The sequence below is a fragment of the Pseudolactococcus raffinolactis NBRC 100932 genome (genome assembly GCF_001591765.1).
Classification (GTDB): Bacteria; Bacillota; Bacilli; order Lactobacillales; family Streptococcaceae; genus Pseudolactococcus; species Pseudolactococcus raffinolactis.
The window spans coordinates 33,955-47,067 of record NZ_BCVN01000008.1; the positions used below are offsets into that span (position 1 = coordinate 33,955).

The window sequence follows — 13,113 nt, forward strand, 5'->3', positions numbered from 1 at the left end:
TTCTTTCATTTCTTCTTGGTTTAGAACAAGTCTATTGGTTCATTATGCTGTTTTTGGCCCGCTCTGTCAAGTTTAATCATCTTGTAGCTATCTCACTAAAATTTGAGCAATAAAAAACTCAAGTCCTCAGACTTGAGACTTGGTTCGTCGTGCTATTTAACGCCTAAAAATGTTCAGTTGTCAATACTCACGTGAAATTTTTTCATCGCTATCCATCTGTGCAATCAGACCCTCAACACCATCAAATTTAATCATACCACGAATCCGTTTTAGGAAGTAAACCGTAGCGGTTTCTCCGTAGATTTCATCCCGAAAATCAAAAATATTGACTTCAAGTGTCTGATGTTGACCACCAAAGGTATCATTGTAGCCAATAGATGCCATGCCACGGTAGCGTGTCCCCAAGACTTCAATATCAACAACATAAACGCCAATAGCTGGCAAATATTGATAATTTTTAGATTCAATATTGGCAGTTGGATAGCCGATGGTGCGGCCTCTGGCTTCACCATGGACGACAAGACCCGTCACTTCATAGTCATAGCCTAAAAGGTGATTAGCAAGACTCACATCGCCATCTAAAATCGCTTGACGCACTCGGGTTGATGAGATTTTTTCACCCGCATCTGATACTTGAGCGATTTGGTAAGATTCATAGTCAGAAAGTTGCGTAAGATCACCATGATCTGACCCAAACTGGTAGTCAAATCCGACAACAATCGCTGCAATATTTAATTTTTTGACATATTTTTGAACAAAATCATGGCTGGTTAACTTGGCAAAATGGCTAGTAAAATCAGTCAGATAGAGGAAATCAACCCCATTTTCTTCAAAAAGCGCCAAACGTTTATTGGGTGATGTCAGATGCTTGAGCAAATCTTCATTAAATTTTTTAAAAACGAGAATTGGACTTTCTGGAAATGTCAGCACTGAAATGCTAGCATTTTTTTCGACCGCTAATTCACGCGCCTTGTCAAACAAAGCCTGATGCCCACGATGTAAGCCGTCAAAATAACCTAAAACTAGGATAGTTGGTGCTGCATCAAGATTTTGTTCACTAAATTGATTGACTTTCATTTAATTACCTTCTTAGGTTTATAAAGTTGACCATCTCGTTGTTCTAGAATCGCAATGAGTTGCCCATTTTGCATGCCTGCAACAGTTCGATGTTCAGCTATAATCGTGACGAAACGGCCAAAGCCGATTTCTGAAACTTGCTCAGGTGTCAGCTCGACTTTTTCTAAATCAGAGACACCGTATTCGATAGGCAAGAACGCCTCGTCTAAACGATCCTCAGCTTTGAGTTGCTCTATTTCTGATAACTTAAAGGCCTTGTCGATGGTCAAGCCAGCTGATGCCGTCCGCTGCAGGTAAGACATATGACTGGCATAGCCAAGTTTAGCCCCCAAATCAACAGCCAGTGTTCTGACATAGGTACCCTTGCTACAAACAACACGGAAGTCAAAGTTAACAAGACCATTTGCCGCATCGAAAGTGGGCTCAGACGTTCTAGCAAACTCGGAAATCGTTACCTGCCGCTGCGGTCGCTCGATCGTCTCACCAGCGCGTGCATACTCATAGAGCTTGCGACCATTGACCTTGACCGCCGAATACATGGGTGGAATTTGCGTGATTTTGCCGACAAAGTCGGCCATGGCAGCATCAATCTCTGTGGTCGTTGGCACGTTTACAACGGGAGTAGAGGCGACCACTGTACCACTTGCGTCTTCTGTTTCAGTCGAAAAGCCTAGGGTCACTTGACCCTCATAGATCTTGCCAGCTTCCGTCATGTACTCAATCACGCGCGTCGCCTTGCCTACCGCAATCGGCAAGACGCCAGTCACGTCAGGATCTAAAGTCCCGCCATGACCTATTTTTTTCGTCTGCAAGATTTTGCGCAGTTTGAAAACTACATCGTGACTGGTCATGCCGGCTTCTTTATAGATATTTAAAATTCCGTTTACTGTCATTTTGAGTCCTTGTTTAAATTAGCAAATTTCTCAGCCATGGTTGGATTTTTCTTGGTTAATTTCTTAACTGATACATCTTCTAGTTTGTTATTAGCCAAGCGTAGTTGATTTTCACTCGTTAAGAGTGCTTTTTTAACTTCTTCCATCCGTTTGATGGATTTATCAATCTCATCAATGGCCTTGGCGAAATTTTTGCTGGCTGAGTTATAATTCTTTTCAAAACTAGTTTTGAAGACATCTAAGTCCGCTTCAAAAGTCGTGATATCAATATTTTGCTCACGAATCAAGGCGATTTCTTGCTTGTAAGCCAATGAATTCATGACAGCATTACGCAACAAACCGATCAATTGAATAAAGAAATTGGGACGTACCACATACATTTTAGCATATTCATGCGAAACATCCACGATGCCAGTGTTGAAATAATCATTATCGGCTTCTAGCATGGTCACTAGGACTGCGTACTCGCAGTTTTTTTCGTTGCGATCTTTGTCTAGTTCCTTATAAAAATCACGGTTTTTATGCTTGGTCGCCGTTTCATCGCCTTCATTTTTCATTTCAAACATGATGGAGATGATTTCATTGCCATAATCATCCAGTTCACGGTAGATGAAGTCGCCCTTGCTGCCTGTTCTGGCATCATTATCTTTTTCAAAATAAGCCTTTGGAAACATGGTGGCGCGCACTTTATTGAACTCATTTTCGGCAAAGTTCTCGAGACTTTCGCCAATGGCTTTAGTGGATTGCTGAGCCTTGAAGTTTTTGTAGAAATCCACTTCATCGTTTTTGGCCTTGAGTAAAATCTCGTACTCATTTTTAATGGCATTGGCTTTCAGTTCTTGCTCTTTTTCGGTTAACAAGAGTTCGTTTTTGACCGCATCCCGTTCTTTAGCAAGTTCCGCTAGGGCTTTTTCGTTTTCAGATACCGTTTTTTGTAGGGCGAGTTGTTTTTCGGACTCTAGCTGTTGTAACTGCGCTTTGAGTTCTGACAACTCAGTTTGGAGGGCAGATTTAGTTTGTTCTTCAATCAATTTTACTTCAGCAGACTTGGCATCTGATATACTCTTCTTCTCAAGCTCTGATTTTTCAAGCTGATTTTTAAGCTCAGAGACTTTAGCCTCAGCCTGAACTGCTAGTAATTCCTTTTCTTTTTCAAGCTGCGCATGAATTTCTTGCTCAAATTCCTGTGTACGAACTTGCGCCAAGATATCTGCAAAACCTGATGCATCAACCGTGAAAACTTCCCCACAATGTGGGCATTTGATTTGATTCATTTAAACTCCTTAACAGTCTACTTAATGCGTCAAGCGCCACTTGATAATATCACGTATCAAGTCTATATCAAAAGATTGATGATGGCCGAATTGAATGGTGCCTTTGCTCGTTTTATAAGGTGCCAAGCGCTCACCAAAAGCTATCATTACAGCATCATCAAACCCATTGCCTAGAATGCCACCTGGATAAAACCCAATGTGTTTTTTATAGGCTGCAAAACCACATAAATAATGATGATCTTGATAAAAGCAAGGCATTTTATAAGAAATCCGTTCGGTAACATCTGGTGCAACCTCATAAATAGTCTCATAAATTTGCTTTAGTCTGGCTGTAACCTCTGGTGACTGATTCACCATATACTCAAATACTTCTGGCGTCATGATATCTATCTCTCAATCTTTCTAGTCCCACCAATGCTGTTTGCTAGCTGGTCATTCACCGCATGATCTGCAAAATAAACGGTTAACCGATATTCATAACTGGTATACCAACTCACTAGAACCGCTTGTACCCGATACTATTTTGAATCAATCACTGTTGCACATCCTATCCTTTTAGATTGGCAATTCCCTCATAATTAGAGACTTTCTCAGTTTTTTTCAACCTTCTCAATCGGTGCCATTTGGGCCAGAAGGCGTTTTAAGCCAACTTCTGGGAAGGCGATTTTCAATTCCATGTTTGAACCGGTACCGGATACATCTAAGACCGTACCATCACCCCATTTTTTATGGTGAGCGGTGTCGCCGATGCTCCAGTCGCCAACTGTTTTATCAGTCGCGCCTTGTCTTGCTGAAACTGAGCCAACTGATGACACAGCGGATTTACGGCCTTTAATGGCATCGGCTAAGCTGACACCTGAGCCAAATTGACTTCTTGACGATGTGCTGGAAGATTTATAAGTGGCATTAAAGCTCGTATTAGCTTTTCTGGCTTGACCTGTATAAGTCAGCAAGTCATCGTCAATTTCACGCAAGAAACGCGATGGTTGATTATAGCTTGAGCGACCAAAGAGCATGCGTGAGCTGGCATTCGTGACATACAAGACTTCTTCCGCTCGTGTTATGCCGACATATGCTAGCCTGCGTTCTTCTTCTAACTCATCTTCATCTTCGGCTTGCCGACTTAGCGGAAAGACGCCTTCCTCCATGCCGACGAGGAATACGACCGGAAACTCTAGGCCTTTAGCGGCGTGTAGGGTCATGAGGGTCACTTGGGACGTTTCATCGTAGCTGTCGGTATCCGCGACTAGACTGAGATCGTTGAGGAAACGGCTGAGTTTGTCCAGGCCTGTTTCGCCTTCGACTGCGTTTTCAGATTCCTTATCGTCAAAGCTTTTGGTAACCGTCAGAAACTCTTCGATATTTTCCAGACGGTTTTGGGCTTCCAGACTGGTGGTCTGAACTTCCAGCGCTTTTTTATAGGTCGTTTTATCTAGGACTTTTTCGACTAATTCAGTGATGGTAAACTGGTCCACATCATCTGCTAGATTGAGCAGGGTATGGGCCAGATTAAAGAGTTCAGATGCCGCCTTGCCCTTGAGCGAGCTGAGCGTGACATCTCGTGACGCTTCTAGCAAAGAAACATTTTGTTGCGCCGCAAAATCACGGAGCGTTTCTAGCGCTTTAGGACCGACGCCGCGTTTAGGTTCATTGACGATCCGCTCAAACGAGATGTTATCACGAACATTGGCAATGACATTGAGGTAAGCAACAACGTCCCGAATCTCTTTACGAGAGTAGAATTTAGTGCCGCCGACCATGGTGTAAGGAATGTTAGATTTAAGGAGCGCTTCCTCGATTGCACGAGACTGGGCGTTGGTGCGATATAAAACAGCAAAGTCTGAATACTGACGCTTGTTTTCTTGCAGTTCATGGTTAATTTGTCCCGCAACAAAATTGGCCTCTTCACGTTCATCACCAGAACGGTGATAAATGATGTTTTCCCCGTCAGCGTTTTGCGTCCAGAGTTTTTTAGGACGACGTTTTTTGTTGTTATTGATGACTTCATTTGCAGCTTGAAGAATGGTTTTGGTTGACCGATAATTTTCTTCTAGCAAAACGACTTTGGCCTCAGGGTAGTCCTGCTCAAAATCCAAAATGTTTTGCATATCAGCGCCACGCCACCCATAAATAGATTGGTCTGCATCCCCTACGACGCACAAGTTTTTAAACCGCTTAGCGAGGAGCTGCACCAATTGATACTGGGCATGGTTGGTATCTTGGTACTCATCGACGTGAATGTACTGAAATTTACCTTGATAATAAGCCAGAACATCTGGATTTTTATCGAAAAGGAGGATGGTGTTCATGATCAGGTCGTCGAAATCCATAGACTCGCTGCGCTTGAGCTCCGTTTCATAGCGTTTGTAAGCCTTGGCGACAATTTCTGTGTAGAGGTCGTTGGCGTTTTTGGCATAGCTCTCTGCTGTAACGAGGTCATTTTTGCTATTAGAAATGGTGCCTAGAATGGTGCGCTCTGTGAATTTTTTCGGGTCAACGTTGAGCTCTTTTAGGATACGTTTCATCAAGGTGCGTTGTTCACCCGGATCGACGATGGTGAAATTGCGGTTGTAGCCGATATGATCAGCATCACGACGAAGGATGCGGACACACATGCTATGGAAGGTGGCGATGAGGGTATCTTGCGTTCGAGGGTTTAGATCAATCGCTCGCTCACGCATTTCACGCGCTGCTTTATTAGTAAAGGTAATCGCTAGAATATTCCAAGGATTGACCATTTTTTCTTCAATTAAATACGCAATTCTATGCGTTAGAACACGTGTTTTACCAGAACCTGCTCCCGCCATGATTAAAAGCGGGCCTTCTGTTGACTGTACCGCCTCAGCTTGGCGGTCGTTCATACCTTGTAATAATGGATTCATTTTACTCTCTTTTCCTGTTTGACATCTCTATTATTATAACATAAATGACTAAAGGTGTAGAAACAGTGACGTTTGAAAACACCCTCATTTTTGCAACATAAGTATTGTGGTATTACCGCACAATTTAGTAAAAAAATGAATACTGAAAATAAAAAATAGACCAGAATTCAAAATTTTCTAGTCTATTTTTTAGAGATCTCTTGTTTTATTGACGTTTCAACTTTTTCATCATTAGAATAATGAGTAAGTAAATCATTACTGGTCTCAGTAACCAAAAAAGTGTTACTGGGATACTTTTAAACATGACAAGCATATAACCATGTTGATAAAAATTCACCATACTTGTCAAAAATGGTAAAGCTAAGAGAAGCATAACAGTCAAATGCAACAAGTTGGGGTGCTGAAACTTTTCTTCAAATTTAAGCATTTCATCTCCTTTAATTAGACAATAATATATTTTTCTTAATTTTACCTTAAACTAAAAAGCCCTAGCATCTTTAATAGATACTCAGGACTTCTCTTATTCACTTTAAAAATTAGTAAATTGATTATAACTCACTTCAAAAGCTTTTTTAACATCTTTTTTAGCGGTGTCAAATGGGAATTCCTTGACATAATCCGCAAAGACAATAATCCGATTTACGGCTTCAATATCATCACAGGTAACAAGCGTCAATTCTTTCTTACCGGGATGATCATCAATCACTTCGACGTGATCAGGTGTCATGACTTGGACATCACGAATTTTGTATTGATAAATTTTTTCCTTATCCGTGATGTAAATGACCATGTCTTTTTTGGCGCGCTCAAGTGGTGTGAAAAGCAATTGTGGTGCACCTGTCACACCGCTAACATGATGACTGGCTAAGGCGTAATTACCTTGACCCATGACAGCATCTTCTTTTAGTGTTCCAGCCCCGTACATGAGTTCAACGTTGCCAATACCTCGAAAAATTGGTAGGTTAATTCCTAAATCAGGGATGGCAATACCCCCAATGACTGGCAGTTTTTGCGCATTTAACTGATTTTTCATGACATCTTCAAATGAAATGGGATTAACTTTTGAAAAATCAAAGTCACCAATTCCTTTTTGATTGTTTTTCTTCAACGTATTTTTATCAATCTTGGTCACTTGATACTTATTGGCATTCCATGCCATGAGCATGTTTCGGAAGCCTTTATTAAAAATCAGTAATAAACCAAGCATTAAGAGCAAGACCAGAAAAATGTTCACTAACCAACGTCTTACTTTTTTCATTAGGATACTCCTCACTGCATTATTTTAAATCTGCGATATTGCCAAGCTGATACTCAGATTTTTTATCAATCTCAAAGCGGTCTTTCAGATTTTTGCTGACATAGACCTTATTATCTTTATCGACAAAAATCGCTTCAATATCTTTGTGCTGCGCCACAAATTCATACCCTTTTTTAGTCCCTAGAGCAAAAATGGTTGTTGAGAGCGCATCACCGTCCACCCCTTTTTTACTGACAATGGTCACACTTTGGATGTCATTGTCAAAAGGATAGCCTGTTTTGGGATCCAATAGATGGGGATAGATCTTACCATCCACTTCTAAGAATCTTTCGTAAATACCTGAAGTTGACACAGATTCGTCTTGCGCATCTAAGAGACCAACTTGTGCAGATACCGCTTTATTAGGGTCTTTAATACCGATCGTCCATGGCTCCTCAGCGCCCCGATGCGAGTGACCAATCAGGGACAGACTTGAAGAACCTAGGTCTACAATCGCAGTTGTGACACCATGATCTTTCAGATAATCCGTCATCCGATCTGAGACGTAGCCTTTGGTAATCGCCCCCAAATCAATCTTGGCACCTTTTTTGGTGATATAAACTGTTTGCTTTTGATCATCAAATTCAATTAAGCGATAAGAAACTAAAGGCAAGGCTTGATCGATTTCAGCCTGACTGGGTTTTCTAGCATCGTCAAATCCAATGTGCCAGAGGCTACTAATAGCACCGATCATCATATCAAACCCTGTTTGTTTATCAGAATAGTCATAGGCATCTTTCAGTAGCTTGTAGACAGCTTTTGAAACTTTGACAGGTTTGATGCCGGCTTGATCATTTATCTCATCTAATTCACTGCCAGATTGATTGACTGAGATTTTCTTATCGTAGTCTTTGGCAATGGCAAGAGCTGCGGCAACATCTTTTTCATGGCCTTTATCGTAGGAGGTAATTTTGACATAGGTACCCATGGTAAAAGCTTCTTTGACATAGGGTTTTGTCCGCAAGTCACGCTTTGGCGTGCCACACGCTACTAAGACTAGGCTAAGTCCTAAAAGCATGGTTACTAAGCCTAGGCTTTTTTTAAACTTCTTCACTTGTCACTTCCTCAGCACCATTTTCAGGCGTATCTGTTAGCTCAGCTTCACGCTCAACTAAAGCGAAGGTGACGATGTGGGCTTCTTTATCCAGACGCATCACTTTCACGCCTTGGGCGCTACGGCCGGTTTGGGAGATGTTGTCGACGTTGGTCCGGATGATGACGCCTGTATCCGTGATCAGCATGAGGTCTTCATCGCCATTAACGGTCACGAGGCCGGCTAATTTACCAGTCCGCTCGGTCACATTCATGACTTTGATCCCTTTACCGCCACGGCCTTTGGTTGGATACTGTTCAGCGCTTGTTCGTTTACCGAGACCATTTTCACTGACAACAAGAACTTCCTGACTGTCATTGATAGTACTTGAGCCGACGACAAAGTCACCTTCACGGAGGTTAACCCCTTTAACACCTGTCGCTGCACGACCCATGTCACGGAGGATATTTTCTTTGAAGCGAACAGAGTAACCATCATGTGTTCCGATGATCAATTCTTCCTGACCTGTTGTGAGTAAGACATTGACTAACTCGTCATCTTCACGCAGGTTGAGGGCTTTTAGACCATTGGTTCTGATGTTGGCAAATTGATTGGCGCTGGTCCGTTTAATAATCCCACGTAGGGTTGTGAAAAGGAGGAAGCGCTCTTGGTCAGATTTTTCAACATTGATGACTGTTTGGATTGATTCGCCTTCATCCAGTTTAAGCAGATTGACGATCGGCAAACCTTTGGCCTGACGACCATACTCTGGAATTTCGTAGGCTTTCATCCGATAGACACGGCCACGATTGGTGAAGAATAGGAGATGGTCATGTGTTGAGGTTGACACCATGTGTTTGATGAAATCTTCATCTGACACACCAGATCCTTGTACACCACGGCCACCACGGTTTTGCGCACGGAATTCATCTTGGTTGAGACGTTTGATATAACCTTTATTTGACAAGGTAATCAAAACATCTTCTTCTTCGATTAGGTCTTCGTCTTCTACACTGAGAACTTCACCAACGAGCAGTTCTGTCCGGCGAGGATCCGCGAATTTACGCTTGATCTCTTCCATTTCCTCCGTGATAATGGCAACAACACGCTCAGGTTTCGCAAGAATATCAATCAAATCTGCGATCAAGGCCAATAAGTCATCATATTCTTTTTGAATCTTGTCGCGTTCCAAACCAGTCAAACGACGCAGACGCATGTCTAAAATGGCCTGTGATTGACGTTCTGATAATTCAAAACGTGACATCAATTCGGCTTGCGCGATAGCATCTGTTTCAGATCCACGAATAATTTTGATGATTTCATCAATATTATCCAGGGCAATCAACAAGCCTTCTAAAATATGGGCACGCGCTTCAGCTTTTTCTTTATCAAACTGTGTCCGACGTGTAATCACTTCTTTTTGATGCGCGATGTAATGCGTCAGGATTTCTTTAACTGATAAAATTTTCGGCGCGCCATCAACGATTGCCAGCATATTAAAGCTGAAGTTGGTCTGAACGCTAGTTAATTTGTAAAGGTTATTCAGGATAACATTGGCAGACGCATCACGGCGAACTTCGATAATGAAACGGACGCCATCACGGTTAGACTCATCACGGACTGCTGTAATGCCCTCAATACGTTTTTCTTGCGCCAAGCGTACAATATGCTCATGCAATTTCGCCTTGTTAACCATATACGGAAACTCGGTAATGACGATGCGTTCTTTACCAGATTTTGTGATTTCAATCTCTGATTTGGCACGCAAGGTAATGCTACCTTTCCCTGTTTCATAGGCGCGATGAATCCCACTACGTCCCATGACAAGGGCACCTGTTGGAAAGTCAGGACCAGGCAAAACTTCCATGATATCACGTGTTGTCGCCTCAGTATTGGCCATGAGGAGTTTGACGGCATCAATCGTTTCACCAAGATTATGTGGTGGAATATTGGTCGCCATCCCGACAGCAATCCCTGTCGTCCCATTAACCAAAAGGTTAGGGAAACGTGCAGGAAGTACAACAGGTTCACGTTCTGTACCATCATAGTTATCGATAAAATCGACTGTTTTTTTGTTAATATCGCGCAACATTTCAAGCGCAATCTTGCTCATCCGTGCTTCGGTATAACGCATGGCAGCGGCGCCGTCACCGTCCATAGAACCGAAGTTACCATGACCGTCAACGAGCATGTGGCGGTAACTCCACCATTGTGCCATCCGAACCATAGATTCATAAATGGCCGAATCACCATGTGGGTGATATTTACCCATAACATCACCGGTAATACGGGCAGATTTTTTATGTGCTTTATCAGGTGTCACACCCAGCTCATTCATACCATAAAGAATACGGCGATGTACCGGTTTTAGACCGTCACGTACATCGGGTAAGGCCCGTGCCACGATGACACTCATGGCATAGTCGATGAAACTCGTCTTCATTTCACTCGCCAGATTGACACTGACTAAATTTTTGTCTTGCATTGATATACAGCCTTTCAAATACTAATCACGTATTGCCACCATTATACCAAAAAAATAGGAAAAAAGCTAGGCAGAACCTAGCTTCACAGTCTGTTGATGGCTTTTGAAAAAGCAAATTTTTGCGCCCTTGTCAAGTCCTCGGATTCGTTCCTGACTTAAAGCGTTAATTGGTCATATTTCGTTAAATCTAGATCATCTTTTTTGATCAAAGTTCCAAAACCTTCACTCGTAAACAATTCAAAAATCAGTGAATTTTTCAAGCAACCATCGAGTAAAACCGCTTCATTTAAGCCATTTTGCATGGCATATTTGATGGCTTCCAGTTTTGGAATCATACCACCGGAAATCTTACCGGCCGCAATCAAGTGATCAATTTCTGACAGCGTCGTTTCGGGTAAAAATGAGGCTTCATCTGGAAAATTCGAATACAAACCACGAACATCTGATAAAAGAATAAAGCGTTCAGCCTGCAATTCTCCTGCAATTCGGCTAGCTGCGGTATCGGCATTGACATTATATATCTCGCCCGCCGCATCAACACCCGCAGTCGCAATGACAGGAATAGCCGAGGTCTTCGCAATCCGTTCAATGATTTCAGTATTAATCTTGGTGATCTTCCCAACGTAACCCAAATCTTCAGACAGTTGCTCGACTTCGATCATCCGCCCATCAATGCCAGAGATGCCAATCGCTTCGCCCCCTAGTCGTTGAATATCCCGAACCAGACTTTTATTCACCATGCCCGACAGGGCCGTCAGTGCAAGCTCAGCGGTCTCCTCGTCGGTATAGCGCAAACCGTTGATGAACTTCGATTCTTTGCCGTACTTATCAAGTAATTCATTAATGGCAGGCCCGCCACCATGCACGAGGACGACATTGATCCCCAACGTCTTTAAGAGCAAAATATCACTCAGGACTGACTTTTTGATGACATCGTCCGTCATGGCGTTGCCACCGTATTTGATAACGACCGTCTGCCCCTGATACTTGAGCATGAAAGGCAGCGCCGCCGTCAGCGTTTCGGGTACATTCATAAAATCCCCTCCAATATCGCCACGCCGTCCGCCAACTGCGCTTTTGTCATGACCAATGGTGGCAGCAGTCTAACAACGTCTTTACCTGCGGACAAGACTAGGAGACCTTGCGCTCTGGCTTCTGACAAGACCGCTTGCAACTGAGTACCGTCAGTGAGTTGAATACCGACCATAAGTCCAAGATTTCTGATGGCTTTAACAGTTGGTTTGCTTGCTAATTTTTCCTTGAGCTGTGCTTTGAGAAAGTCTGCTTTATCAGCCACTTCAGCTAAAAACCCATCGGAAGTCAGTTCAGTCAAGACAGCCTTAGCACTTGCCATGGCTAAAGGATTCCCGCCAAAAGTCGAGCCGTGTTTTCCGGCACTAAAACAGTCAGCGTAGCAATTTTTAGCCAACATGGCGCCAACTGGCAAACCATTGCCTAAGCCTTTAGCCGTCGTGAAGATATCCGGTTGCAGTCCGAAATGTTCAAAGGCAAATAATTTACCCGTCCGACCATTGCCAGTTTGAACTTCATCCACGATGAGCAGAACTCCCTGTTCTTGACAGCTTTTGAGTGCTGCCGCAAATTCTGCTGTGAGTGGGGTCACGCCTCCTTCACCTTGGACGATTTCAAAAAGAATGGCACCCGTTTGAGGGGTGACAGAGGCTTTAAGACTGTCGACATCGTTATAGATGGCTTTTGAGAAGCCTGATACCATGGGCGAGAAGCCGTTTTGGATTTTGTCCTGCATGGTGGCTGACATGGCGCCGAAAGTCCGACCGTGAAAGCCGTCTTCGAAGGCCAAGATTTCTTTGCCTGGTCTGATCAAACGGGCTAGCTTTAGTGCTGCTTCATTGGCTTCTGCGCCAGAGTTTGCGAAGAATGCCTTGTAGTGGTCAGCATGGTCTAGTAAATCCGCAACTTCTTCCTGCAAAGGATTGTTGTAGAGGTTAGAGAGATGGGCGAGGGCATCCACTTGTGTTTTTACAGCAGCTTTGCCCACTTCAAAAGAATAGCCTAGGTTCATCACGCCAATGCCACTCGTGAAATCTAAGTGTTTTTTGCCAGTCTCATCAAATAGATAAACGCCTTCGCCATGCGTAAAGGTCATGGGAATTCTAGTCCCGTAATTTTGGAGTAAATGTGTCATAGACT

11 protein-coding genes are annotated in these 13,113 nt (G+C 43.0%); all 11 read right to left on the reverse strand.

Annotated features, from left to right (window positions below):
- Positions 1 to 180: 180 nt before the first annotated feature.
- Positions 181 to 1,077 carry a bifunctional riboflavin kinase/FAD synthetase gene (locus LRA01S_RS04255; protein ID WP_061774375.1) on the reverse strand — a complete coding sequence of 299 codons (897 nt, stop codon included), beginning with the start codon at positions 1,075 to 1,077 and terminating at the stop codon, positions 181 to 183.
- Positions 1,074 to 1,970 carry a tRNA pseudouridine(55) synthase TruB gene (gene truB, locus LRA01S_RS04260; protein ID WP_061774376.1) on the reverse strand — a complete coding sequence of 299 codons (897 nt, stop codon included), beginning with the start codon at positions 1,968 to 1,970 and terminating at the stop codon, positions 1,074 to 1,076. Before truB ends, LRA01S_RS04255 begins: the two co-directional genes overlap by 4 nt.
- Positions 1,967 to 3,244, reverse strand: a complete 1,278-nt coding sequence (locus tag LRA01S_RS04265) for a DUF2130 domain-containing protein (RefSeq protein WP_061774377.1) — start codon at positions 3,242 to 3,244, stop codon at positions 1,967 to 1,969. The genes truB and LRA01S_RS04265 overlap by 4 nt, the downstream gene beginning before the upstream one ends.
- Positions 3,245 to 3,265: 21 nt before the next feature.
- Positions 3,266 to 3,625, reverse strand: a complete 360-nt coding sequence (locus tag LRA01S_RS04270; RefSeq protein ID WP_061774378.1) for an iron chaperone — start codon at positions 3,623 to 3,625, stop codon at positions 3,266 to 3,268.
- A gap of 209 nt (positions 3,626 to 3,834) precedes the next feature.
- Positions 3,835 to 6,126, reverse strand: a complete 2,292-nt coding sequence (gene pcrA, locus LRA01S_RS04275) for a DNA helicase PcrA (protein ID WP_061774379.1) — start codon at positions 6,124 to 6,126, stop codon at positions 3,835 to 3,837.
- 205 nt (positions 6,127 to 6,331) lie between these two features.
- Entirely contained in the window at positions 6,332 to 6,553 is a 222-nt protein-coding gene (locus tag LRA01S_RS04280) for a hypothetical protein (RefSeq protein ID WP_061774380.1), read from the reverse strand.
- Between the two features lie 102 nt (positions 6,554 to 6,655).
- On the reverse strand, positions 6,656 to 7,384 hold the full coding sequence (locus LRA01S_RS04285) for a class A sortase (protein WP_061774381.1): 729 nt from the start codon (positions 7,382 to 7,384) through the stop codon (positions 6,656 to 6,658).
- 19 nt (positions 7,385 to 7,403) lie between these two features.
- Positions 7,404 to 8,441 (reverse strand): FAD:protein FMN transferase, encoded by a 1,038-nt coding sequence (locus tag LRA01S_RS04290; protein WP_061774407.1) that lies wholly within the window; start codon positions 8,439 to 8,441, stop codon positions 7,404 to 7,406.
- 22 nt (positions 8,442 to 8,463) lie between these two features.
- On the reverse strand, positions 8,464 to 10,941 hold the full coding sequence (gene gyrA, locus LRA01S_RS04295) for a DNA gyrase subunit A (protein WP_061774382.1): 2,478 nt from the start codon (positions 10,939 to 10,941) through the stop codon (positions 8,464 to 8,466).
- A 155-nt stretch (positions 10,942 to 11,096) separates the two neighbouring features.
- On the reverse strand, positions 11,097 to 11,975 hold the full coding sequence (gene argB, locus LRA01S_RS04300; protein ID WP_061774383.1) for an acetylglutamate kinase: 879 nt from the start codon (positions 11,973 to 11,975) through the stop codon (positions 11,097 to 11,099).
- On the reverse strand, positions 11,972 to 13,108 hold the full coding sequence (argD, locus tag LRA01S_RS04305; RefSeq protein WP_061774384.1) for an acetylornithine transaminase: 1,137 nt from the start codon (positions 13,106 to 13,108) through the stop codon (positions 11,972 to 11,974). The genes argB and argD overlap by 4 nt, the downstream gene beginning before the upstream one ends.
- Positions 13,109 to 13,113 lie beyond the last annotated feature (5 nt).